This window comes from Pseudomonas sp. LBUM1649, from assembly GCF_059716155.1.
Genome location: NZ_CP166807.1, coordinates 4,045,833 through 4,070,483, shown reverse-complemented (window position 1 = coordinate 4,070,483; position 24,651 = coordinate 4,045,833). Strand labels below are relative to the sequence as shown.

18 protein-coding genes are annotated in these 24,651 nt (G+C 56.7%); 9 read left to right on the top strand and 9 right to left on the bottom strand.

Features of this window, described 5'->3' with window-relative positions:
• Window positions 1-148: 148 nt before the first annotated feature.
• From lptG to ACA058_RS18715, 4 genes are all read right to left on the bottom strand, one after another.
• A complete protein-coding gene (lptG, locus tag ACA058_RS18730) occupies window positions 149-1,231 on the bottom strand; it encodes an LPS export ABC transporter permease LptG (RefSeq protein WP_497635361.1) in 1,083 nt (360 codons plus the stop codon).
• Entirely contained in the window at window positions 1,228-2,301 is a 1,074-nt protein-coding gene (gene lptF / locus ACA058_RS18725) for an LPS export ABC transporter permease LptF (RefSeq protein ID WP_497635360.1), read from the bottom strand. Before lptF ends, lptG begins: the two co-directional genes overlap by 4 nt.
• 72 nt (window positions 2,302-2,373) lie before the next feature.
• On the bottom strand, window positions 2,374-3,204 hold the full coding sequence (locus ACA058_RS18720) for an NTP transferase domain-containing protein (protein ID WP_497635359.1): 831 nt from the start codon (window positions 3,202-3,204) through the stop codon (window positions 2,374-2,376).
• Complete coding sequence (locus ACA058_RS18715) at window positions 3,188-4,342, bottom strand: N-acetyltransferase (RefSeq protein ID WP_497635358.1); 1,155 nt, start codon at window positions 4,340-4,342, stop codon at window positions 3,188-3,190. Before ACA058_RS18715 ends, ACA058_RS18720 begins: the two co-directional genes overlap by 17 nt.
• 406 nt (window positions 4,343-4,748) lie before the next feature.
• On the opposite strand from ACA058_RS18715, the gene ACA058_RS18710 reads away from it, so the two are divergent.
• From ACA058_RS18710 to ACA058_RS18685, 6 genes are all read left to right on the top strand, one after another.
• Window positions 4,749-6,473, top strand: coding sequence for a fatty acyl-AMP ligase (locus ACA058_RS18710; protein WP_497635357.1), 1,725 nt, complete (start codon window positions 4,749-4,751; stop codon window positions 6,471-6,473).
• Entirely contained in the window at window positions 6,470-7,387 is a 918-nt protein-coding gene (locus tag ACA058_RS18705; RefSeq protein ID WP_497635356.1) for an NAD-dependent epimerase/dehydratase family protein, read from the top strand. The genes ACA058_RS18710 and ACA058_RS18705 overlap by 4 nt, the downstream gene beginning before the upstream one ends.
• 36 nt (window positions 7,388-7,423) lie before the next feature.
• Window positions 7,424-7,684, top strand: coding sequence for an acyl carrier protein (locus tag ACA058_RS18700; protein ID WP_497635355.1), 261 nt, complete (start codon window positions 7,424-7,426; stop codon window positions 7,682-7,684).
• A complete protein-coding gene (gene spt, locus ACA058_RS18695; protein ID WP_497635354.1) occupies window positions 7,671-8,873 on the top strand; it encodes a serine palmitoyltransferase in 1,203 nt (400 codons plus the stop codon). Before ACA058_RS18700 ends, spt begins: the two co-directional genes overlap by 14 nt.
• 58 nt (window positions 8,874-8,931) lie before the next feature.
• Complete coding sequence (locus ACA058_RS18690) at window positions 8,932-10,659, top strand: ABC transporter ATP-binding protein (protein WP_497635353.1); 1,728 nt, start codon at window positions 8,932-8,934, stop codon at window positions 10,657-10,659.
• 479 nt (window positions 10,660-11,138) lie between these two features.
• Window positions 11,139-11,897: a zeta toxin family protein gene (locus ACA058_RS18685; RefSeq protein WP_497635352.1), complete on the top strand. Its 759-nt coding sequence runs from the start codon at window positions 11,139-11,141 to the stop codon at window positions 11,895-11,897.
• A gap of 289 nt (window positions 11,898-12,186) precedes the next feature.
• On the opposite strand, the gene ACA058_RS18680 is transcribed toward ACA058_RS18685, so the two are convergent.
• Entirely contained in the window at window positions 12,187-12,471 is a 285-nt protein-coding gene (locus tag ACA058_RS18680; protein WP_497635351.1) for a hypothetical protein, read from the bottom strand.
• A complete protein-coding gene (locus ACA058_RS18675; protein ID WP_497635350.1) occupies window positions 12,468-14,327 on the bottom strand; it encodes an ABC transporter ATP-binding protein in 1,860 nt (619 codons plus the stop codon). The genes ACA058_RS18680 and ACA058_RS18675 overlap by 4 nt, the downstream gene beginning before the upstream one ends.
• Before the next feature lie 1,030 nt (window positions 14,328-15,357).
• Here ACA058_RS18675 and ACA058_RS18670 point away from each other — a divergent pair.
• Together ACA058_RS18670 and ACA058_RS18665 are read left to right on the top strand one after the other, a co-directional pair.
• A complete protein-coding gene (locus tag ACA058_RS18670; RefSeq protein ID WP_497635349.1) occupies window positions 15,358-16,224 on the top strand; it encodes a hypothetical protein in 867 nt (288 codons plus the stop codon).
• A gap of 912 nt (window positions 16,225-17,136) precedes the next feature.
• Window positions 17,137-17,379, top strand: coding sequence for a hypothetical protein (locus ACA058_RS18665; RefSeq protein ID WP_497635348.1), 243 nt, complete (start codon window positions 17,137-17,139; stop codon window positions 17,377-17,379).
• Between the two features lie 134 nt (window positions 17,380-17,513).
• Here ACA058_RS18665 and ACA058_RS18660 read toward each other — a convergent pair whose 3' ends face one another.
• From ACA058_RS18660 to ACA058_RS18650, 3 genes are all read right to left on the bottom strand, one after another.
• Complete coding sequence (locus tag ACA058_RS18660) at window positions 17,514-17,945, bottom strand: hypothetical protein (RefSeq protein ID WP_497635347.1); 432 nt, start codon at window positions 17,943-17,945, stop codon at window positions 17,514-17,516.
• Complete coding sequence (locus ACA058_RS18655) at window positions 17,942-18,190, bottom strand: DUF6998 domain-containing protein (protein WP_497639962.1); 249 nt, start codon at window positions 18,188-18,190, stop codon at window positions 17,942-17,944. The genes ACA058_RS18660 and ACA058_RS18655 overlap by 4 nt, the downstream gene beginning before the upstream one ends.
• 257 nt (window positions 18,191-18,447) lie before the next feature.
• Window positions 18,448-18,711, bottom strand: coding sequence for a hypothetical protein (locus tag ACA058_RS18650; protein WP_497635346.1), 264 nt, complete (start codon window positions 18,709-18,711; stop codon window positions 18,448-18,450).
• 408 nt (window positions 18,712-19,119) lie between these two features.
• On the opposite strand from ACA058_RS18650, the gene ACA058_RS18645 reads away from it, so the two are divergent.
• Complete coding sequence (locus tag ACA058_RS18645) at window positions 19,120-24,249, top strand: NACHT domain-containing protein (protein WP_497635345.1); 5,130 nt, start codon at window positions 19,120-19,122, stop codon at window positions 24,247-24,249.
• Window positions 24,250-24,651 lie beyond the last annotated feature (402 nt).

Here is a 24,651-nt window from a genome sequence, read left to right as displayed (position 1 = left end):
CACTCGCTCCCTGGAAGTCAGGCCCCACAGTCGCACCGAGCTGCTACAGATCAGGTATACGGAAGTCTTCATTGTTCCGCCTGCGCCGAATCACGTTGATTGAAGGAGCGGGCGGCAACGCCCTGTCCATTGAACAGCATGACCGGTTTCAACGACTGCCCCGGTCCAGGTATCCCACCATCACAATAGCCACTGCGAGCAAGACCAGTGTCGGCCCCAAAGTTGTGATCAGGGTGTTCATCTTCAGCAGTAGACCGAGGTTTACGATGATCTGATTACTTACATAGACCATTAACCCGACCAGTGCACCCAAAGCCAGCCGCGCACCCAGGTTGGGCGAGCGCGGTTGTGCAAAGGCAAACGGGATGGCGAACAGGATCATCGCCAGGGTCAGGATCGGTCGCCCGAGCTTTTGCCACATCGCCATTTCGTATTGTGCCGAGGGCTGGCCCGAGCCTTTGAGGTACGCGATGTAACGATAGAGCTGGCGAGCAGACAGGCTTTCGGTCGGCAGCGTGATGTCGCCCAATCGTGCTCCGCCAAAAATCGAGTGCCAAGGCATATGATCGAGTTGTTGCGTCGTTTCAGCGCCCTGGTCCCACTGTTTCACCTGGACATTGTTCAAACGCCATTGGCCTGCGTCCTGTATGTCCGCCGTCTCTGCAAAGATGTAGGAAACCAGTGAGCGGTCATTGTCGAACCTGAAAATTTCAATATTGACCGGCAACCGTTTGTGCGCAAGATTACCAATACGTACGATCTGATCGTCCTGTCGAGCCCATACACTTCCTTGATCGTTGCTGGCCTGCGCACCGGCGGCCATTGCTTCGTTGCGCAGTTCCAGGCCATTTTGCTGCAGGGGAGAGGCCACCCATTCATCCAGCGCCGCCCATGACAGCGCCAGCGCGAGCCCGGCCATCGTCGCGGTGAACCCGATCCGGGCAATCGACAACCCGGTGGCGCGCATGACCGTCAGTTCCCGGGTGGCTGACAGTTGACCCAGCGCGGCAATGCCGCCAAGCAGGGCGATAAAGGGGCCAAGCTCGACAACACGGCGTGGCAGCGTCAGGAATACGACTTCGATGGCCTGGCTCAACCGGTACCCGCCGGGCGCCACGTCGTCAAGTTCACCCACCAGGTCGAGGGTGGTGAACAGCGGTAGCAGCAGCGCTGCCGCCGCCGCGAAACCGAAGAACACATGACGGGTAATGTAGCGATCAAGGATTTTCATCGGTAGCCGAACCGAAAGTTAGTCAGATCGCGCGCCAGGAAAATCAGCAGAGCCAGGCTCATCAGCAGCGGCACTGTCCACAAACCCGGATACAAGGGCAGGGTGTTGTTTCCCACCATCGTCTTGCAGATGTCCGCTGCGTAGTAGATCAAGGCGAAGACGGCGGTCACGGGCAGCAGGGTCGCGAATCGTCCCTGCCTGGGCCGGGTGCGGCTCAACGGAATGGCGAGCAATGCAAGTACCGTAGCGCTTACGCCCCGCGTCTGTCGCCATTGCAATTCGGCCTTGTCCAAGGGCGCGCTGGAAGCCTTCAACACTTCGTTGGGAGCAGCCTTGCGCTTACCCTCGGCGGCCCGTTCGATGGGTAGCAAGTGCAGCCGCATATGCTCAAACTTTTCCGAGATGTCCCGTGAAGTACTGTGCTTGAGCAAATAGGAATGACCCTGCGTCAGCTCCACGATCGGATCGTCTGGATCCGGATCCAGGATACGGGCTTGCTCGGAGCGAAACATACGGGTTTTCGAGTCACCCGGATCATAGATCAGCACATCATGGAGCCGGCCATCAGTCCGGTCGATCCGTTCTGCCAGAATCATCCTGCCGTTGTCGTTGTTCAGGTTGAACCGTTGCGCTTGCAGATGATTGACGTCCAGGTCCGTTCGGGATTGCTGTTCCAGTACATAGGCCTGTGTATAAGCCCAGGGGCGCCCGTAGAGCGAAAGCATTGCCACCGCCAGCGAGATCGGTATTGCCAGCAGCAGGACCGCCCGATAGATCCGCAGCGGGCTTGCACCCGAGGCCGCTATCGCAATGATTTCGCAATCGTGGCAGAGGCGTCCAACCGCAAGGGTCACCGAGGCATATAATGCCACCGGCACCAGCATTTCGAGGGCAATCAGTACCTTGTAGAACACCATCTCCAGCACGGCTTGCAACGCGAGAGTTCCCTCGACGGCGTCAGAGAGATACCGCTCTGCGGAATAACTGGCAAAGATGAACACAAGAATGCTGACCATCACCATCACCGGCCGGCGGATCTCGGCGATCACGTAGCGTTCGATCAGGAACATGTCCCGGATCCTGACCTATCGCCATGCCCGCACCGCGCTCCCGCGATCGGGCATTCTTGCCGTCGAAATCCATCAGGTATCGCTCGGTATCGATTGAATTCTCTGGGCATGAAACCGCTCCACCATTTGATAATCCAGCGGCGAATCGACATCGATAGCGGCCTCCGCGAAGGGCATGATCACCGCGCCGATACTCACCCCCAACCTGTCGGAAAGCTGTTGCAGCGCTTGTTCCAGGGTTAACCGACCCAACAGATATCGCAGCACTCCCCCAAAGCCCAGGGCGCCGGCGATGACCCGCCCGGGATGCTTGCGATCGTGTTCGACCCGTTGCCAGAAGCTGGCGAGGCGTCGGGCATCCTCGGTCATGAAGGCGAACAGGTTGCTGCCGCAATACGGGCCGCCGCGAAGCCGAATGCCGGTGCGGCGAGTACCTGGAAAACGAGCCAGAACCGTGTCCAGCGGTGTTACCGCGACCACAAGGTCATAATCACCGGAAGTCGCTTGCTGAAGAAAATAGTCGATGATCTCCCGGCACAGCAGTGCATGATCGGCCGTAGTCACCAGTACGGGCCAGTCTGCGGGCTGGGCCGCCAATGCCAGCGCCGCGCTGGCGCTGGGAGAGCCGGCGGGTTCCAACCAACTGATCCTGTCGGTCTCCAGCAGTTGTGCCATTGAGGCATCCTGCGCCAGTAAACCCCTTGCAGGGCCCACAAGTACGATTCGCCTGATCCGGTCACTGGCCTCCAGCGCTTCGACTACGTGACGAATCATGGGTACCCCAGCCACCGGCGCCAGTGCCTTGCAGCTTGTCCCGGCCACGGCGGCGACGGGGTCGGCCGCGGCCCTGTCAGCGGCCAGGACCAGTGCGGTGAACCGTGGCGCCTCAAATTCGCTTTTCATAAATCCGGTAGCGCTTGTAGGAGGTGGCACCGATCTGGTCGAGGATCTTGCGCATGACCGCATTCGATTCCAGGATCCAGGACATTTCCAGAGCTTCTATACCGCGTTTGACGAAGGGCGGCTTGAGCGCTTCGATCAATAGCAAGGCGAGTGTAGGTCCCAACCGGCTGAACTGGTAAATCTGCTTGACGCCCATCAAGGGCACGCGTGCAGTCCGCGGGCCCTTGACATACAACCCCCACAGCAGACGCAGCCAGCCAAAGGGCAGTAAATGCCCGTTGAGGGAGGCGATCGCCTCGTTGATGTTAGGTATGGCCACGATAAAAGCGCAGGGTTCGCCGTCGACTTCGGCGATGTACAACAGGTCTTTGGGGACCAACAGCCTCAATTGGCTGCCAAGCTCGAAGAATTCAGATTCGGTGAAGGGTACGAAGCCCCAGTTGCGGCTCCAGGCGTCATTGAATATTTCTCGCAGAATTCGCATGTCCCGCCGGAACTGACGGGTGTCCAGGGGCCTGATCACCACGCGTTTTCGCTCGCGCGCCATCATCGCCGACAAGGCTGGCGGGAAGTGCAATTGATCGGTGCGCATCCAGTAGGCGAGCAGATCCTTGGCTTGCCGGTAGCCCAGGGCAGCGAGCCTTTGGTCATAAAAACGCTGTCCGTGTCCCATCATGGCGGATGGGGGATGATCGAACCCCTCCACCAGCAGTCCGCTTTCCTGGTTGATGGTCAGGTTGAATGGCCCTGTGATGCGTGCAGCGCCACGTTCGCGCAGCCAGGCCTCTGCCGCCGCGAACAGGCTGTCGAATACGGCGGGATCGTCCACGGCTTCAAGCATCCCGAAGTGACCCGAATCATGGCCGTGCAATTGCCGGTGAAGGGTGTCGATCTGTGCGGTGATACGCCCCACGACTTCAGTTCCCGACCAGGCCAGCCACGCCTGCCATGTCAGATGAGGGGACGCCGGATTCTTTTCGGAAAGGAGTTCATGGCGCTCGTAATGGATCGGCTCGATCCAGCAAGGATCGCTGCGATACAGGGTGCCGGGGAAACTGATGAATGTCTTGAGATCCAAAGGTGTGAGGACTGGTCGCGTAATGATTGGCAACTTCTTAGTGATCATCGTTGGCCACAAAAGTCCGTAGCAGTTGAACTAGCATCTCTTTCTCAGTACCTCAGAGAGCGTAGCTGAACTATTGGCGCAGGGCGCGCGTGCTGTAAACATTGGTGCCAGTGCCCTAGTACGCGCTAATAAACCGTGCACTTTGCGACAGGCGTCGCGATTGAGAACAAGGTGCTATTGCGACATTCGAAGCCCGCCGGTCGTCGCTCACCCGGGAAAAAATTTGCGCTCACCCAGATGCCGATTAGTATTGCGTTAGGCTTTGTAAATATTGAAAAGGCTGAGCCGGATATCTTGGGGCCAAGACTCCATGAGAACGGATTTGAGGGCAGTAAAACGGCACGTGTTTTACTGGCGCAGGTGACCAACCCGCTATTTGACTTAACCTTGCCAGGGCTAAATGGATGGGTGTTTTTTTATGTCTGCGACCATTACAAACCAGGCACTCACCCAACGTCTAGCCGACTTTTCCACGCTAGTGGAAGCACTCGATTATGCCGCTTCAGGTCAGACCGGCATGAACTTTTTCGACAGGCATTGCCACTTGAGTACTGCGGTTGAATACGCGACGCTCAGAAGTAATGCTGTCGCGATTGCTCAGCGGCTACTTGGGCTCAAGTTGAAGAAAGGCGACCGGGTTGCGCTCATCGCCGATACGCACCCAAGCTTTGTCGAGTGCTTTTTCGCCTGCCAATACGCCGGCCTGGTCGCCGTTCCTCTTCTGGTTCCTTCCAGCCTGGGAGGCCATCGTTCTTACGTGGACAAGTTGAAAGGGCTGCTCGCCAACTGCGCACCGGCGGCCGTTTTAGGGTTGGAGGAATGGCTTCCCTATATCCGCGAAGCGCTGGGGGACACCCGGCACGTGTTCGTCGGGACTGTTGAGAAGTTGGGCGAATTGCCCGCGGTGCAGACGCTTCCCACCGTCTTGCCGGAGGACATCGCCTACTTGCAATACACTTCCGGCAGTACCCGCTTTCCTCGGGGCGTGATCATTACCCAGCGTGCGGTGATGGCCAACGTCAGAGGCATCGTCGTGGACGGTGTCGGCGTTCGGCCAGGGGACCGGTGCGCCTCCTGGTTGCCCTTTTATCATGACATGGGGCTGGTGGGTTTTGTCCTGGCGCCTATGGCGGCGCAACTGACGGTCGACTACTTGCACACCCGGGATTTCGCCTCTCGGCCCGGCCAATGGCTCAGGCTTATCAGCCAGAATCGGGTGACCGTTTCGGTATCTCCGCCGTTTGGCTATGACCTTTGTACCCGGCGAGTCCGGGACCCGGAAAAAGCTTCGCTGGATCTCTCCTGCTGGCGTGTCGCGGGGATCGGGGCAGAACCGATTCGGGCATCGGTGTTAAGCCGTTTCGCCGATTGTTTTCTCGACACCGGATTCGATCCGGCCGCATTCACGCCTTGCTACGGTCTGGCGGAAAGCACACTTGCCGTCAGCTTCGCCCGCCGCGGGGTGTTGGTGGATCATGTCGCTCGCCAGGTATTGGAGCATCAGCTCAGGGCGCAGAAGTGCGCCGCCGATGATCCGGGTAGCTGTGCCTTTACCAATTGTGGCGTACCTTTGCCCGGCCATCGCGTCGAAGTCCGAAACGCTGCGGGGCAGGTGGTTGCGGAGCGCGAGGTAGGGCAGATATTCGTGCAGGGGCCCAGCGTAATGTCAGGTTATTTCAATGACCCGCAGAGCACCCAGGCAGCGTTGAAAGATGGCTGGCTGGACACCGGTGACCTGGGCTATCTGTCCCGAGGCGAACTCCATATCACCGGTCGGAGCAAGGATTTGCTCATAGTCCGCGGTCGAAACATCTGGCCGCAGGATATTGAATACCTGGTGGAGTCCGAACCCGAACTGAGGCCCGGCGATGCCATCGTGTTTGTCGTTCCCGGCGATGATGAGCCTCAGGTCGTGGTCCAGATTCAATGCCGCATCCGTGAGCCGGAACGTCGCGAGCACCTGGTCCGTACCCTGGTCGCGAAGATCATCAGTGAGTTCGGTCTCGCTGCTGACGTGCACCTTGTACCTCCTCACTCGCTGCCTCGAACCTCTTCGGGCAAGCCTTCCCGTGCCGAAGCCCTTGAACGATTCATGGCCCAGGCGAAAAACGATCTTCCTTCTCCAGCAGTGGAGGAGACGTGAGCGCTCGCGTTGTTTCGCTCACTGGCGCGACGGGCTTCATAGGCAGTGTCCTACGCGAACGGCTCGTCGCCCGTGGCGTGGAGGTCCGTGCCTTGGCTCGCTCCAGGAGCGGAACGGCAGAGGATGGAACAAAGTGGATCAGGGGAACACTGGAAGATGAGCAGGCCCTCGCCGAACTCACCAGGGGGGCGGATGCAGTCATTCACTGCGCAGGCAAGGTCAGGGGCAGGAACGCCCGAGACTTCGACGCGGTCAATGTGCAGGGCAGCAAGCGCTTGATGGAGGCGGCGAGGCTGAGTGGCAGTTGCGAGCGTTTTCTGCTGATCTCGTCCCTTGCCGCCAGGCATCCGACGTTGTCCTGGTACGCCGCTTCCAAATTCGAAGGTGAACGGCAGGTCAGGGCCGCTGCCGGGGCGATACCCGTGTGTATTTTCAGGCCGACGGCCGTGTATGGACCGGGCGATCGCGAGTTGCGTCCGGTGTTCGAGTGGCTTTTGCGCGGCTGGCTGGTGACCCTCGATCGAGACGATTCACAGTTTAGCTTTCTCCATGTGGACGATTTGGTCAGTGCCGTCATGCAGTGGCTGGATGCACCTGTCGTGCAATCGCAGACCTTTGAGTTATGTGACGGCCAGGTGCAGGGGTACGACTGGGCAAGCCTGGCCAGCATCGCCTCAGACATCCGCAATGCACCGGTACGGCAAGCGGTTGTGCCTGCGGCGGTGTTGAAAGCAATCGCACGAGCGAACCTGGTGCTGTCTCGTTTCACCCGGCAGGCGCCCATGCTGACCCCCGGTAAAGTCAATGAACTGATGCATCCTGACTGGACTTGCAGCAATGCCCGCATTAGCGCGACATTGGGCTGGGAGCCCCGGATTCTCTTACGGCAAGCGTTGCGCAATCACATGTTCTGAGCGGGCAAAGTGCCACTGAACTCAAGGAGACCCACGATGATCACACAAGAAGCGATACTTGAAAGGGTGATGATGCTCATCGTGCGGCTCGCACCTCCTGGAACGCCGATCAACCCGAATACCGACCTGGCCCAGGACCTGGGGATGGAATCGATAAAGGTGATGGACATGCTGATGGAACTGGAAGACGAATTCGACATCTCGATCCATCTCAATATTTTAATGGATGTGCGCACACCTGCGCAGTTGGCTCACGCCATTCTTAACCTGATGGAGCATGCCGATGGGACTGTTTGACAAGTTCGGCAAGCTGGCAGCCGAGCGTGCCAGTCTCTGTGACTCACAGATCCATCCTTTTGGAATTCGCATCGATGAGATGTATTCCCCAACCGAGGGCCTTATTCAGGGTAAGAGGGTGATTCTTGCCGGCACGAATAATTATCTCGGGCTGACCTTCGATCCCGCCAGCATCAAGGCGGCGCAGCGCTCACTGGAGCTTGAAGGAACCGGCACCACTGGCTCTCGCATGGCCAATGGCAGTTACGCCGGGCATAGCGCGCTGGAGGAGGAATTGGTTGATTTTCTGGGGCGGCGTTCCGTCATTGTGTTCTCGACAGGATATGTCGCCAATCTGGCCGTCATCGGAACATTGGCGGGGTCGCGCGAGGTGGTGTTGCTTGACGCCGACTGCCACGCGAGCATCTACGACGCTTGCAAGCTGGGAGGTGCAGAGGTTATCCGTTTTCGCCATAACGATGCCGCTGACCTGGAACGTCGCATGGTTCGGCTCGGCGACCGCGCCCGAGAAGCCATCATACTGGTGGAAGGGATCTACAGCATGTTGGGTGACCAGGCTCCGCTCAAAGAAATAGTCGACGTCAAGCGCCGCCTCGGGGGTTACCTGTTGGTTGACGAGGCTCATTCCTTTGGCGTCCTGGGGGCTAACGGTCGGGGGCTGGCCGAGGAGTTGGGCGTGGATTCAGAGGTGGACATCCTGTTGGGCACGTTCAGCAAGAGTTTGGGCGCCGTGGGTGGATTTGCCGCCTGTCACGACGCGCAAATGGACCTGCTTCGCTACGCGAGCAGACCTTACATTTTTACCGCTTCGCCATCTCCCTCTGCGATCGCCTCGGTAAGGTCGGCGCTGATGGCGATTAGAAATCGCCCCGAACTGCGGTGTCAGCTGTGGTCAAACGCACGGCGGCTTTATCAGGGTTTGCTAGAGTCAGGTTACCAGGTGGGACCACAAGTCAGCCCAGTGATTGCCGTCATGCTGAAGTCGCCTCAGGAGGGCCTCGCACTCTGGCGGGCACTGATGGAGAAAGGCGTCTATGTCAATCTGGTCCTACCTCCGGCGACACCCGGCGCAATCACCCTGGTGCGTTGCAGCGTCAGTGCGGCCCATACACTGGGGCAAATAGACCATATCATCGAGGCCTTCGCTTCGTTGCGTGACCCGACGGGCCCCGTCGCAGTAGGCGCTTGATCAGTGTCGCAGGATCTCGGTGAGCTGATCTTTACCCACGTCATAGCGAACGACAGTCATGCGGATTATTTTTGCCTTTGGCCGCTCCTATCCGGCCCGCACCGTCCTGATGCTCCTGAGTCTGCTGTTGGCAGGGGTGGTTGAAAGCGTCAGCTTGAGCACGATGCTTCCCCTGATATCGGCCATGCTTGAAGACCAGCCCCATTCAAAACTGGCGGTCCATGTCTTCGCACTAATGGACTCGATAGGCCTGAAGCCGACGATCCCGAACATGCTGGTGGTCATTGTCGTGGGCATGACGCTAAGCAACCTGCTGATACTGCTGGGCAATCGACAGGTCGGCTATACCGTGGCGCATGTGGCAACCGACCTGCGTGTCAGCCTCATCAAAGCATTGCTGGGTAGTCGCTGGGAATATTACCTGCGCCAACCCTCCGGAGCACTGGCCAATGCCGTGGCAACCGAAGCCTACCGCGCTTCTACGGCCTATGAGCACGCGGCCAATATGCTGGCGCTTGGTATTCAGGCAGTAGCCTATGCGTTCATCGCGTTTTTTGTTTCCTGGCAGGCAGCGATCATGTCGCTGTTGATCGGCTTTGTCCTGCTGGCTGCCGTGAGGGGGCTGGTAAAGACATCGCGGCGGTCGGGGAAAAGCCAAACCCGCCTGATGCGCGAGCTGCTGGTCCACCTGACGGACACGCTTGGCTCGGTGAAACCGCTCAAAGCCATGGCCCGAGATGACATCGCCGATTCTTTGCTGCGTCGTCACGCCAGCGAGCTCAATATTGCATTGGAGCGCGAAGTGATGAGCCGCGAAACGCTGAGGGCCTTGCAGGAACCCATGCTTGCGATCCTTGCCGCGGCGGGCCTCTACGCGGGGCTTGTCATCGGCGGACTGCCGCTGTCCTCGGTGATGGTGCTGATATTCGTGGTGGTGCGCATGTTGGGGCTGCTGCACAAGGCGCAGCAGCGCTATCACCGGATGGCCGCGCAAGAGAGCGCCTACTGGGCCATTAACGAGGCGATCGACAACGCTATTGCCGATGCCGAGCCCGTCGGAGGGGCTTGCGCTCCTGCCTTGAAGCAGCAAATCGTTTTCGAAAATATCAACTTCGGCTACGGCGGGCGGCAGGTTCTTGATAACGTGGCGATGAGCTTTCCGGTTGGTTCATTCACCACCATGATCGGTCCTTCAGGTGCAGGCAAGACCACCGTGCTCGACTTGATCTGTTCGCTGCTCGTGCCACAGTCCGGACGCATCAGGGTAGACGACTGTGACTTGCATGACCTGGACAGGAGGGCCTGGCGCCGAATGATCGGCTACGTCACACAGGAAACCTTACTGCTGCACGATAGCATCCTGGCGAACGTCACCTTGGGAGACAGGGCGTTAAATGCCGCCGACGCAGAGCGCGCGCTCCGTCAGGCCGGTGCATGGCAGTTTGTGCAGGAGTGTCCTGGCGGGCTGCAATCGATCGTAGGCGAGCGAGGTGCCAAACTATCTGGCGGTCAAAGGCAGCGTATCATCATCGCGCGTGCCCTGGCCCATCGCCCCAAACTCCTGATCCTGGACGAAGCCACCAGCGCGCTCGATCCGGAATCGGAGACCGAAATATGCCAGGTGCTAAAGAATCTGATCCCTGGCATCACCGTCATCGCGGTGTCCCATCGCCCTGCCATGATCCGTATTGCAGACCAGATTCTCGAGGTGCGAGATGGCAAGGTGTTGGCCATCCACAATGCCTTCGATCCTGACGGCACTCGGACTGACGAGGCGAAAGCCTGAAGTCCGTAGTTTGGTTCAGATGGGCCTCTTCGCACAACCGATGCTCTGAGCGAATACCGTAGCAGGTTTTCAACAGGATCGAACCGGTGAAGCTCTTCGCAGATCACCGCTCCCGAACGATCACACTCATGCCTGATCCATCGCCTCAGCCACCCCCTGATCCTCACCCAGGAAGCCACCACTTTGATGCTGCCAGAGCCGCGCGGGGACCGTGCTCCCCGCGCTTGGTTTACTTCTTCTGTTGTCGGAAAAAATCCGTTACCGCCGCTCTCGATGATGGTGTTCGATTGCTGTCACTCGGTTTATTGCGATTGTTTAGCTTAAGCAGCAGGGAAGGGAGCGAATCTGAGTTTGGCATCGCGAATCCTCGGTTGTGAGGACAGCGCAGCATCGCGTTACAAGAAGGTTTTTTAACGGCAGGCAGGAAGTGGCTTCGCTATCAATCAGATGCTAGGGTTGGGAAAATTGGCAAGAGCGTCATGATGACTCTAGAAGAACAGGCAATTGAAGAGGCTGCTATTGCATTCGCGAAGGCTCATCGTGCCTCTATCGCCCGAAAAATTGCTGACACCGACATTTTTATTCCTGAAAAATCGCCGATAACTGTTTTCATGGCTGGGTCGCCAGGCGCGGGTAAGACCGAGGTCTCCAAAGCTATGGTGGAGGCTTTTGAAGGTGGGGACTTGGGCTTTGCTAAGCAACGTGTGCTTCGTATCGATCCTGATGATTTTCGAAGCTTGTTTCCTGGGTACACAGGATGTAACTCATATTTGTTCCAACGGGCAGTAACAAAAGTCCTCGAAAGGGTTTTGGATCGTGCATTTGAAAAGCGTTTATCGTTCATTCTCGATGGAACGATGGCTAATATCGTGGTGGCGAAACGGAATATTGATAGGGTATTGAGGTGTGGCGGCGTCGCACAAATTATGTATGTCTATCAGCGGCCGGAGTTGGCTTGGGAGTTTGTAAAAGCTCGGGAGATAACCGAGGGGCGAAACATTCCAATGGATGAGTTTGTTCGCCAATACCTGGCAGTGCGGACGAACATCGTCGAGCTAAGCCTGTCCTACAACGAGAATGTCTATATTGATCTGCTTATTAAAAATACTGATGGCACAGACGAGTCATACGAAGAAGGCGTTTCGGCGGAGCAGATTGACGCTTTGCTCCCTGAAACCTATGATCAGATTGAGCTCATCAAGTTCCTAACCGAGGCCGACAGAAATGACTGCAGCTAAGACCGGAAAATCCAGTCCTATGGCTGAATTTTTCTGCAATGCGTCCGCAGAGACGAAGCGGGACGTGTTCAATAATGTGATCAGCAAGGCTATTGCTTCTCAACGCGATGTTGTCGAGAGGGCAGAGGCCATCAAGAAAGCACACAAAACTGAGATGAGGTCAGCCTAGGACGGATCGTGCGACTGACGAAAAAGCCCAGCCCAGTGTTGTAATGCTGTTCACTTAAGCATTTGAGTCTCAGCAAAGCTTCCCCGAAAATCCGATGCCAGACCTTTGGCATCGGATTTTTTACGTCTGTTCAACAGGGACCGGCTCGAACTCGGCGACCTTTTCAACTTCTGCGACCTGAGCGCTTTCGACCAAAACATCCCCATTTAGTGGGTAGCGTCTGAGCTTAAAGCCAACTCGCTCTGCAGCTTTTAACTTCAGGGTTCGCTTCATCTCAACCTGCCAGGTTGAACCCGTCGAACCCGTTTCCTCATCATTGGCTACGACCGAGTCGTGCCTGACACCCATGTGGATCAAGCGGTGGTGATGCAGCAACAAGCACCGCTCCCGGCCGTTCATGCTCATGCCTGATCCATCGCCTCAGCCACCCCCCGATCCTCACCCAGGAAGCCACCACTTTGATGCTGCCAGAGCCGCGCGTAGATGCCGTTTCTTCCCAGCAATTGAGCGTGGGTACCTTGTTCGATGATGCGTCCCTCATCCATGACAATGAGCCGGTCCATGGCCGCAATCGTCGACAGCCGATGGGCGATGGCGATGACGGTCTTGCCCTGCATCATTTCATCGAGGCTTTCCTGGATGGCGACCTCGACTTCCGAATCCAGGGCACTGGTGGCCTCGTCAAGTAACAGGATCGGGGCGTTCTTGAGCATCACCCGGGCGATGGCTATGCGTTGGCGCTGGCCGCCCGAGAGCTTGATGCCGCGCTCACCCACCAGGGTGTCATAGCCGCAATGGCCTTGCCGATCGCTCAGCTGGCTTATGAAACTGTCGGCTTGGGCATTAGCCGCGGCGCTGCGGACCTGCGCGTCGGTCGCGTCAGGGCGGCCGTAGGCGATGTTGTCGCGAATGGAGCGGTGCAGCAGGGAAGTATCCTGAGTGACCATGCCGATAGCGCTGCGCAGACTGTCTTGTGTCACCTGGGCGATGTTTTGCCCGTCGATGCGAATCTCACCGCTGTCTACGTCATAGAAACGCAGCAGCAGATTAATCAGGGTCGACTTGCCTGCACCGGAACGACCCACCAGGCCGATTTTTTCACCTGGGCGGATGTTCAGGCTCAATCCGTCGAGCACTTGGCGTTCACCGTTGTAGTTGAAGCTCACCTTGTCAAAGGTCACCGCGCCGCCAGAGGGCACCAGCACGCCGGCGTTCGGCGCATCCTGCACCTTGGGGCCACGGGTCAGGGTTGCCATGCCATCCTGCACGGTGCCGATGTTTTCGAACAGCGAAGCCATTTGCCACATGATCCAATGCGACATGCCATTGATACGCAACGCCATGGCAGTAATCGCCGCCACGGCCCCCGTGCCGATTTCGCCTTGGTGCCACAGCCACAGGGCATAGCCGCCTGCTCCAAGGATCAGCGCAACCACCAGTGCCTGATTGACGATCTCAAACTGGCTGACCAGGCGCATCTGGCGAAAACCGGTGTGCTTGAAATCCTCCATCGCTGCGCGCGCGAAGTGCGCTTCACGATTGGAGTGCGAGAACAGTTTCACTGTGGTGATGTTGGTATAGGCGTCTGAAATACGCCCCGTCATCGACGATCGCGCATGGGCCTGTTCCTGCCCGACTTGCCCCAGGCGTGGCACAAAGTACAGCATGGCCAGTCCGAACAACGCGACCCAGGCAATAAAAGGCAGCATGAGTTTCAGGGCGAAGCCGCCGGCCAGTGCGATGATCGCAATGAAGTAAACGCCGATTCCGGGAGCGATTTCGATGAGGGTGAACAGGACTTCGCGTACGGCCAATGCAGTCTGCATCACCTTGGTCGTGACCCGGCCGGAGAACTCATCGGAAAAGAATGAAAGGCTTTGACGCAGCATCAGCCGATGGAAGTCCCAGCGCAGCCGCAGCGGCAGATTAATCGCCAATATCTGGTGCTGCACCATGGTGCGCAGCGCCACCAGCCCAATGCTGGTGAACAACACTATCGCGATACCCCACAACACTCGACTTTCTTGCCCGTTCGCATCGCCACCGGCCTGCCATGTCGAGAGCAGATCCACGACCTGCCCAAGAAATGAAAACAACCAGGCTTCGTAGATCGACACACTGGCACTCAGCAGCGCAAGCACAAGGATATAGCCGCGGGCTCCTCGCGTGCAGGCCCACAGGAACCGCATCAGGCCGACAGGCGGTGGTGGTGCTTCGTCGGGGGGGAATGGGTCGAGCCTTCGTTCAAACACGCGAAGCATTGTGGTCTCCGAAATGATCAAGATGAGGGGACTCTGCCCTGGTGGAACTTTTACAGATGTAAAGGTGTGAAGGGTGTAAAGGAGTGTAAAGGGAGGTAAAGGGGACGAGTGTGAAGGGGACGGATTTAATTACTTTTAAACCCACCGACTTTAAGGAGGGCGCGCTCGGCTAGGCGATACTCAGATGCACCCAGCGTGGTCGTAGTATGAATTCAGGAGTCAGGGTTGCATGCATGGGAACGATTCGCGCAGTGGCGGCAGAGAAAGCGAAACCCCAGAAACGACAAAGCCCTGAATAATCAGGGCTTTGTCGTATAAAGATGGCGGAGGCGATGGGATTCGAACTCATGGACCTGTTACAGTCGACGGTTTTCAAGTCCGAAGATTAATCCTTATATTTCAATGTCTTAAATTGTATTCGTTTCCGCTAGGCAGTATTCATTAATGCTTTGGAGGCCTCTGAAATCAAGGGGGGGACACTTATTTGCGGAAACGAATTTAGCGGTTATTTGGCGTTCTGGGTAGGCTCATGATCGCCCTAAACTTCATAGCAGCGATCGAGAGACTGCGCTTGATGGAAAGCGACTTTCATCTGAAGTGAGATTTTTGCAGCCAACCTGGTCAGTCGTGACAGGCAGGACACGGCCAAAAGCAGTCGCTCACGGCAGGCAACTGTCGACCCAGGCGGACACTAGGAGTGGGTCGATATCGTTCCGAGCGGCACCAAACGTCCTACCGCCGTGATTAGCGTAGGAAAGCCCATTTACTAATGACGACGAAAAGAAGCTGGCCGAAAACGGTCTTTACGATTGCCCTCGCAGCTATGATCAATCGTAGAACGGTGCCACACTGGCAGCATCCGACTCAAGTTTATATATCGTATCATGAGAGAATTAGAATTGACTTTTGACTGATTTTGAAAAATTCTTGACTTTGTAAGGGCGCAAAAAAGCCAAAACGTAATTATCTTAAGTGGCTTAATAGTTTGCATGCAGATTTAATAGATTGGTCAGCGAGTTCAATAGGCTTTATGGAAGAGCTATATGAGATAAAACGTAAATTTAGCAAAAGACAACTTAGGCTGCATGAAAAGCTAAAAGCAGTGATCGGTGATTTGCCATCTATAGCGCTAATTAGTTTGCAGGGTGAGAGTCAAACCTCCCAGAAGGAAATGGAGGTCATTGCTGAGCTGGTAAAGCAATTTATTCCTTTGAAATTGGAGAAATATGTAGAGTTGCCACGGAAATTAATACTTTCTGGCGAGGGTGCCAAGAAACATTCTGTATTAATAAGCCCGCAATTTAAGATTAAAAATTCTAATCCTAAAGCTCCTTCTTGGTCCGTCGATCTAGTAATAGAGCTATTTCGATCCGTTGGAGTGGAGAGTATAAAAATTGGCGCGCTAGGGATTGAGTATGATGGGCATCCTTCGCACTATGTAGAAACCGGTGTTCAAAAGGCATACAAGAGGGATATGCACATAGCGGCAACAGAAGGCATACAGCTAATAAGGATATCGCCTTCTGATTGGGACGACAACCCTGGCCAATACTCTAAAGCGATTAAGAAATATTTTGATAGAAAAATATTCGACGCTGAAAACATCCAGAAGGCTACTGTAAGGTTAATTCAGAATTTCCTGCCTCCGACAGGCGGGGAACTTGTGGGATGCCCAGTATGTGAAGGATTGTGCAGTCTGGCTGGGGATTTCTGCCCATTTTGTAAAGGTGTAGGCAGTGTGAAACGGATGGCGGCCGAAAATGTCAGGATCGAAGATTTTCATAGCTTAGAGTGCCACAAGTGCTCGTTGAGTAGTTCCAAATGTAAACTCTGTTTAGGTTCTGGTTCAGTCAGTTTGGCGAGGGCGATTGACAAGCAAAAAAATGAAGAACAATAAACTTGGCATCAGTTAGACGATCCTTCTGATCGAGGTTTTCTCCTTCGTTGTTGAGCACGAACCAGCGAGCAAGCATCCAAGATGCCAGTTGGTATGAGATTCTTGCCGAGAGAAAGGGGAATGATCGCGATGACGAAATGCGTGTCGACAAGGCTTTTGTAGTTTCGTCTCCGTATAAGCAAAAGATTCTATCCGATGCATTTATAACCATTCCCACTGACAGCTTTTGGCCGAGGCTGTGTAAAAACGTTTTCGAGCGCGACAGGTACTCACCACCGGACTGGAGATCGCGCATCTGCGCGAAATCCACATCTGCTGACGTGCCGATAAATTTCAGGTTAAACGTAGAGCCGCGCACTTCAATTTTGACCAAGCGTTTTTACACACACTGGGCCGAAAGCTGCCTCAGAAATAGTCCAGCCCCGCGCAGGGCTTTTTTAATATGCCAATCATAGATCCTCGCGGAGCGCACCACAGACTCTTGCCCGTTCGGACATCTTGAAGCACTCTTCTGCCCCTGATGTTTTGAATGGGAAATTGATATGAACCAAACCTATTTGCAGGGGCGCTGGGGGGTGTTCAAGAACCCCGCAGCGCAAGAGCCGATTGGGATTCTGATCGATGGAACTGGGGTGCCTATCGCTCCAGGAGGGCCGATTTTCAGGTTGGCGGGCGATCACTTGGTAGACCCGCAAGGGGTGAGGGGACCGCTCGCACCATTCCGGACAGTGGAATGGATAGTTAACCATGGTCAGAATGACCAGACCTATGTACTGAAGCAGATTGGTTAGTTAGCCCGTACAAACCCATCCGCGCGCTGGGTTTTTTGCCTTTGGCGCTAGCGGCTCTGTGTTCGGGCTGTTACGTTGATGGCTTCTCGGCAGTGGCCGGCAGACATAAGGAGCATCATCAATGAAGGTGAAGGATCTCATCGAGCAGTTACAAAAGCTGAATCCGAATCTGCAGGTCCTTGCTGCTTGCGAGGATGAAGGCGTGGTAGTACCGGGCTACTTCGTGCGCCCCTTTGAAGTCACTGAAGTCTCTTCAGTCAGCGTCGAAATAAACTCGGACGACGAAGGTCGTCGCACCATGTGTGCAGTCCCAGTCGAGGATGGTCAGAAGTTTGCGGTCATCGAGATCACATCCGTTTTCTGATCCCGGACCTATGCAACTGAACCCACTGATGTGGGTTTAGTTGTTTCTAGTGGGCATGAAAAAACATTGCCTGTGATTTGCTGCTTGCGCGTGCATGCCAAACGCGTGCGCTTCCAAGCCCGGACCCCTTTTTATCAAGGCCAGGATTTGCCTTGAGCTATAGGTGACGGAGGCGCCGGCACGCTTTCCGTGAGCGCCTTCACACTCTGGATGATTAAGCTACCCAGTTGCCTGGTGTTGAATGGGTTACCGTTTGAATTGACAAGCGAGATGTTGAGATTTATCGCCATTTCTCTGAGGGTTGGTTTTGTCGGTTGTATCGGTTGGCCGTCCCGGAATACAGCAATGGTGCCGGTCTCAAGCTCTCGTATGACATATCCGTAGTAGCTAACCTGGTTGACTGTCACCAGCTCGCTCTGAGGTTTCGACCGTTTCAAAAGGCGGCTCAACGGGATTGAGCGTTTTCCCTGGGGATCTGGGCCCATCATCAACAGTGCATCCTGAAGAGATGCGTCGAGCAGCGTTTCAACCTCCATGTCATCCGTATTGATTCGCAGAATAATCACCCTGTCCACCTCGGAAAGTGACCGCGGGTTGAAGGATATGTGACCTGTATGATCCATCTTTGCAGTCTTTTAACGGACACCTTTTCGCCCTGAGCACTGACCACGTCATAACCTTTCTGGTTAACAGATACAGCCATTTGGCCACTTGTAATTAGCGCTGCATACAGCTCGCCGATGCGACCGCAAAGATGTCTAATCTCTGTCGGTGGTACTCCCCACTGACGCTCCCGTTCAAACCAGGCCATAGCTTCACCCAGTGACTGAATAATCTGCATTTGGGTAAGGGCCATCACAAACTCCATGGTGAATTAACAATCGGCCTGGGGAAGTATCCGATCAATTTGAGCTTTTGCGCTAACGGCCTACAGCGTTTCGTCGCATTGAAAATTGGAAAGTATGTAGCAACCGTATAGGCTCAACATCTTAATCCCTACCCGCAAGCCAAGATCTGCGTGCACGAGTTTTTGAATCTGGCAGGCAGGAAAAAGCCCGGTGTGCCGGGCTAGTCTAGGGTTGCTTCAAGCTGCTGCTGATCGAACATCTCGCTCAGTATCCTGGCGTGCTTAGGCTGCGTGACGGAGTAGAACATTTTCCGGTCTAGAAGGATCCTCTCCATGCTACGAGCTGAAATAAGATGCTTCGTCGAGACTGAGATTTCTACAGTCGTGCCATCGCGGGTGTCGGCCACTTCCAGATGGTAGTACTCAATCAAGTCACCCCGCTTGTTGTGGCCGAGGCATTTGAAGCTAAGGGTGGGTTCTGACACGCTGATCTCCTAGGTTGGAACGCTGAATTCGGCATACACAAAGCCCCATTCTATACCGTATAGAATGGGGCTTTGTGTATGGGGCAGAGATGAAAAGCTGGGTGAGACGCAGAGTTGCAAATTAGCATCAAACGGGCAGACCTCTCTAAGCGCAAAGCCAAGCGAGCCCCAGTTGTAGTAGGAACCTTTGAGCGTCCGCGATTGGCCGCTATCCGCCCTTACAGAGTGAAGATTTGAGTGGAGAGTCGTCATTCGTTTGTCTCCTGAAGCCGACTTTCGGCTTCGCGCCTTTCCAGCCGTTCGCAGACATTCTTGGTAGCCCCAGAAGCTGACGTCCATTCAGGTGAGTTTGTACATAGGGTATGCTTGCAGCATCAGCAGGACGACCATTCGCACGACGGATCGATGATGGAAGTGGAGATCAGATCAGAATTGGAGTGCGGTTCCAGCCCGGCCTCGCGCGGACCGGCCGGCGCTTATATCGAAGGCGAACTTGGTGCTCTCTATCTGCTCGCCCTACTGACGGGCAATCGGGCGCCGGGCATGCCAGACACCCGGGTCGTCAGCGTCCGATTTCAAGGCACAGAGCAAGGATTCAAGCTGGATGACCTGATCGTTTCGGGCGTGGGGCAGGCTGGTGATTCGATCCTCGAAATTCAGTCGAAGCGGGATATCACTTTCTCGCCGGGGGATAGCGTCTATCAAGACTTCGCCTCCCAGATCGCGCGGAGTATGGTGGGTTCCGTTCCGGCGGATCGACACCTTCTTGGCATTGCGACGCAGCGGACCAGCCGCAAGATTTCCGGCGCTTATCAGGATGTACTCAAATGGGCGCGGACAATGGAGAGCGCGGCGGCGTTCTTCACTCGGCTAGACGCCAGGGGCATCGCGAGCAAGGATATGCGCGATTTCGTCGCGACGACGCGAAAGCACCTCGTCGCGGGCGGTGTAGCCGATGACAACGATGCGATCTGGCGGTTATTACGGCGGATGCTCATCCTTGAATTCGACTTCGAAGCGACATCACCGATCACCCGAACATATGGGTATGCGCTCGCACGGATGGCGCTAGCCGACGAGGACGTTGGCCGTGCTGGGGCGCTATGGAGCCGGCTGGTCGACTTGTCAATAAAGACTGGAACTACTGGCGGTGAAATCGACCGAACGGCCCTTGTGGCCAATCTCGTCGAGGCGGGGTTCCGGCTAGCTGGCGGCCGCGAATATGGTCAGGCACGCATCAAACTTGCAGAGCTCGTGCAGAATACGCTTGCTCATATCGGCACGAGCGTGGCCGGAGTGTCCTTGCCTCGGCTGGAGGCAGTCGCTGCGGTGGACGATGCATACGAAGCGCATCGTTTCGTAGAGGTCCGCGGGGATCCCGGTGTCGGAAAATCCTGGGTTCTTCGCCATCTCGCCGAGCGTGTTGCGCGCCATGCTCCAATCATCGTCCTAGACCGGGATGCGACACCTCCGGGCGGCTGGCTACCGTTTTCAAACGCTCTCGGCATCCCGGGATCGGCGGTCGAGTTCCTGACCGAACTGGCCGCAAGCGGGGGGGCGATGCTCTTCATCGATGGCATGGACATGTTCGACGATGTCGGGCGTCAGCGCACAATCGCCGAGCTCATTAGGGCAGCGAGCGCGATCCCGGACTTCAGGGTGATCGCCACCACGCGAACGGCAGGCAATGCCGATGTTGAACACTGGCTCGACGATCAGATCGTTGCCGCAATGGGTGGTGCGTACCCGATACAAATCGGGCCGCTGTCGAAGAGTGAAGTTGCGACCCTGGTCGATCAAGCACCGGATCTCCGATCGCTGCTGGACCCGAAGCATCCCGCCGCCGGGCTTACCCGAAATCTCTACCGGCTGTCCCGGCTTCTGAAGGTACCTAGCGCTACAGGGATCCGGACCGAGGCCGCTATGGCCGGTTTCTGGTGGAGGAGCGCGGACGGTGCGGCTGCAAACGACGTTCGCGCCGCGCAGCGGCTGATGGCAGCACTCGCCGGCAGCGCCCTGAAGTGCGAAAGAGGGCTTGAAGTCGCAGAAGATTCGGCGGCGCGTTCGCATCTGATGAGGGCGTTGACGCTGAGGGAAGTGCAGCGCGACCGCCTAGACTTCTATCATGACGTGTTGCGCGACTGGGCGATAGGCAACTATATCGCCGAAAACCCCCAGCTTCTGGCCGCTCTAGACATGAGCGTGCCGGTCTCACCGCGCGTTGCCCGCGGCATCGAGTTCGCCGCCCGCCTCGCTCTCGAGTCCGATGCAGACTGCAGCGGGTTGATCCAACTGCTCGGGCAACTCTCGCCCCCCGGCGCGCATGGGGCATGGCGACGTCAGGCGATCCTTGCCTTGTCGCGTTCGGAGGCCGGATACGAACTGCTCGAAAAGTGCAGCACAGGATTGCTTGCAGATGGGGCGGCTCTCCTCATCGAATTGTGTACGACGATTGCCGCAGTCGAGACGGTGGCTACGGCTGACCTGATAACGGCGCCGGACGGGGCCAAGGTCGACCTGCCGCGTTTCCATCGGACCGATGTCACCGGATCAGCCCCCCGGGTGCTGCGCTGGGTGCTGGCGCATTCGACCAAGATCTCGATGTCGGCGATCGGCGCCGTGGTCGAGCTGGTCAAAATACAGCTCTCTCTCCTCGAGCATGTTGAGGTATTCGCCCGCCAAATTGCTGTAATGCTATTTGGCTGGCTACGACAACTCGATGTCCGCGACGCCAATGTGACGATCCCGGATGAACGGAATCTTGGGCGGGCGGCGAGTGACGGGCGAAGTAGCATGATCGAGCAACTACGCATGATCTCTATGATGCTCGGAAAATTCGCACCTGAAGAGCTCAAAGCTTATCTCAGGCAGGTAGGCATTGAGCGGAACAGCTTCAAGGTCGATGCAATCCGACAGTTTTCGAAAGTGATCGCGCCGGTTGCGCCCGCCGAACTAGCGGAACTCGTATTAGCGAGCCTCCTCCACACACAGAAACAGCGCGGCCGCCGTTACCGAATAATGGAGCAGGCCTTCACCTTCGCCGACAGCAGCTACTTGCCTGCCTCGCCGGCGCAGCCCCCGTTTCTCGATCTTTTGGAGTCCGCGCCCGCCGAAGGATTGAAGTTGATCCGCACATTGGTCGCTGAGGCGATCGCGTTCAGCACCGACGCACGCGCGTCGGGAAATCCTGGCGTCACCGTCAATTTCGGCGATGGTCCACGCTTCTTTCCCCGAATAGACAGCTATCTCTGGTCGCGGGATCAATGCCGTGAATATTCTGCAGCCTGCGGACTCAAGGCGCTGGAAGCCTGGAGCCAACAAAGGCTCGATGATGCTGTACCGGTCGAGGATGTGCTCGCCGATATCATTGGGCCCGAGGGCGGCTGTGCAGCGTACGTCTTAGTAGCGGTGGATGTGCTGCTGTCACATTTCGACGTTGCGCGCGATGCATTGGCGCCGTTCATAGCGGACCCGGAGTTACTGGCCACCGACCAATTGCGTCGGAACCGTGATCTAGGATCCGGGTTTGATCAGTTCGCGATCGGGAAGGAGCCGGAGAACAAGGTCAAGCTCGCTGATTTGGCGGGGCGCCCGTCGCGACGCGCGACCTTGTTCGACGTGGTCCACTTTTATCTGGGAGACGATCCAGTAGCAAACAGCCTGCGCGAGCAGCTGGGTGCCGCGGTCGCGGGCCTCGAGCCCATTCAATCCTACTCAAACATGACTGACGCGCGGTTCATCGCACGGTTTGCCAACAATATGCTGCAGCGATCGAACTGGATCGACATCGGAGACGAAAAAATAAGGTATCGACCCCCAGCGGACGAGGCTGCGCATCTCGAAATTATGGAGAAGCAGAGAGTCGCACGCACTCGTTCAATCGAGATCGAATCGCGCATCAATTTGGCGATAGATGGCAAAGGCAAATACGCTACCGCCGAGACGGCGCGCGAGGCGGTCGCCTACGCGGGTGGCGGCCTTCCCGACGATAGTGACACCGATTATCTAAAGTCGCGCTCAACCCGGCTGATCACGACGGCCTTACTGGTGGCTCGCGACGGTGACGACAGTCTGCTCGCTACCGAGGATGCGTGGGTCCGTCAGGTTGTTGCAATCGCGCTCGAGGAGCATTCCGATCACGGCACCGGATCAGAGGATACGCTGCGCTTCAATCGGCCCGCGATCGCCATTCTTACTCTGATCAATCTTTGGGCCCGGAACGGGAGTGACATGGACCGGAACGCGCTAATCCGGTTCGCGACGCGCGCGGATCGCAACGCGGTGCCGGCGTTCTCAGCCGGACTCGGGCGGATCCTAAAAACCGAGCCCAAGCTCTTCAAGGCAGCAATGCGCGCTGCGTTCGCAAGCATGATTTGGCGCTGGAAGAGCTACGACGAAGAAGACGAGGCAAAGCATACGCGCTTCGACGCTGAGCGGACCGAGGCGGTCGATACCGCAGTCGCCGCCGAGATCGCCTGGCTGGATGGCGAGGCCGAACCTGCATGGCCGGCTTGGCCCGAGGAATTTCCGATTCTGCGGCGCAGCTCGCGCCTCAAAGTTCCTAGACTCGACACGTCGGCAGAGTTCGGGGAAGAAGAGACGATCAAGTCTGCGCTCGCCGAGCCATCATCGATCATCCACGTCAACAGCAAGTCGGCAGCGCAATGGCTGGCGATGGTCCAAGCCGCGCCCAAGCGGTCAACGAATTGGCGGCAGGAGGTGGTCGAGGCTTATGTCGACTGGACCGCTCGGATGAACGGGCTCGGTCTGCCCGTAGATATCGAGATTGATCACGATCCGCACGACTGGAATATGCACTACTACGCGCTGTTCGCCGAGCGGCTGATGGACGCCAACAATGGGTCGTTCGAAGCTGATCTGAAACTCGTGACAGATCTGCCGGACGAGCCATTCGGCAAGGTCGCGCAGACTGTCATCCACTCGGCCGACGCGCTTTATTGCAATGATCCGCAGTGTCCGGCCGCACGGCCTGCCGATTTGCGTGCCCGCTTGGCGCAACGCGTGATGGCACTCCACAGCTGGCAATATGCCGATGATCCGGCCAGTTCACGGATCGACATGCAGAGCGGTGGAATCGTCGCGAAGATGATGCTGAACACTTACGACCCGTTCAACGAGACTAAGAGTTATCTGCCGCCCGTGTTGTTCGACCGCGTCGACCCGCTCCTGCCAGCGATGAGACCGCTGCTGCCAGGCGGCCCGACAGCCTTCGTGGCTCAGTGCACGATGAACCTGCTCCTAGTTGCGACACGCGCGCGTCACCTCGACTTCCTGCTCGAAGCGACCGAGGCTTGGTTTGGTCGCACACAGGCGCCGGGACTGTGGATCGACTTGAGTATAGGACGGAAAGTAGTCCAATGGCTGGAAGCGGCGATCATTGAGGAGCCGGGGTTGCTGGCGCCCGTGCATCCGTTGCGCGCCCGTATCGATCGCGCTCTTGGGCGGTTAGTCGGTGTTGGCGTTGCCGAGGCCCATGAACTCGAATTGAAGGTCGAAAAGGAGGGTCGGGGCGCATAGGCAAGAAAATCGTCTAATTCTAGATCACTAGCAACCGCGTTCTCTTGGGGTAAAGAAATCTGACATCGTTGCTGCGCATGTTGGCCGTTCTGATCAGGGATCTAACGGGCCAAAATCGGTCAAATGCTGCCGGTCAGCGCCGGCCGAAATCGCCTCTAGCTTTCGCTGATCGACAGCAACAATCTGCCCTTCGTAGCCATTCAGATGTGTCTGGAAAATCAGGAACGCTTCACACCAGATTACTTGCGCAAAGCGGTGATGTCATGTCCTGCAACAGCTCCCGATATTGGGCAAGTCCGCTCTTGGCCGAAAGCTGTCCTTCTCGAATGTACGTGTCTGGACGAGATCCGTGCTTCGAGAAAGACCGGCGGTTAAGAAAACTCGGATATAAAATCAATCGAT

Excerpts from the sequence above, each read along its gene's own strand:
- lptG (WP_497635361.1), bottom strand. The coding sequence starts at position 1,231 with ATGAAAATCCTTGATCGCTACATTACCCGTCATGTGTTCTTCGGTTTC.
- lptF (WP_497635360.1), bottom strand. The coding sequence starts at position 2,301 with ATGTTCCTGATCGAACGCTACGTGATCGCCGAGATCCGCCGGCCGGTG.
- ACA058_RS18720 (WP_497635359.1), bottom strand. The coding sequence starts at position 3,204 with ATGAAAAGCGAATTTGAGGCGCCACGGTTCACCGCACTGGTCCTGGCC.
- ACA058_RS18710 (WP_497635357.1), top strand. The coding sequence starts at position 4,749 with ATGTCTGCGACCATTACAAACCAGGCACTCACCCAACGTCTAGCCGAC.
- ACA058_RS18700 (WP_497635355.1), top strand. The coding sequence starts at position 7,424 with ATGATCACACAAGAAGCGATACTTGAAAGGGTGATGATGCTCATCGTG.
- spt (WP_497635354.1), top strand. The coding sequence starts at position 7,671 with ATGGGACTGTTTGACAAGTTCGGCAAGCTGGCAGCCGAGCGTGCCAGT.
- ACA058_RS18690 (WP_497635353.1), top strand. The coding sequence starts at position 8,932 with ATGCGGATTATTTTTGCCTTTGGCCGCTCCTATCCGGCCCGCACCGTC.
- ACA058_RS18685 (WP_497635352.1), top strand. The coding sequence starts at position 11,139 with ATGATGACTCTAGAAGAACAGGCAATTGAAGAGGCTGCTATTGCATTC.
- ACA058_RS18680 (WP_497635351.1), bottom strand. The coding sequence starts at position 12,471 with ATGAGCATGAACGGCCGGGAGCGGTGCTTGTTGCTGCATCACCACCGC.
- ACA058_RS18675 (WP_497635350.1), bottom strand. The coding sequence starts at position 14,327 with ATGCTTCGCGTGTTTGAACGAAGGCTCGACCCATTCCCCCCCGACGAA.
- ACA058_RS18670 (WP_497635349.1), top strand. The coding sequence starts at position 15,358 with ATGGAAGAGCTATATGAGATAAAACGTAAATTTAGCAAAAGACAACTT.
- ACA058_RS18665 (WP_497635348.1), top strand. The coding sequence starts at position 17,137 with ATGAAGGTGAAGGATCTCATCGAGCAGTTACAAAAGCTGAATCCGAAT.
- ACA058_RS18655 (WP_497639962.1), bottom strand. The coding sequence starts at position 18,190 with ATGGCCTGGTTTGAACGGGAGCGTCAGTGGGGAGTACCACCGACAGAG.
- ACA058_RS18645 (WP_497635345.1), top strand. The coding sequence starts at position 19,120 with ATGGAAGTGGAGATCAGATCAGAATTGGAGTGCGGTTCCAGCCCGGCC.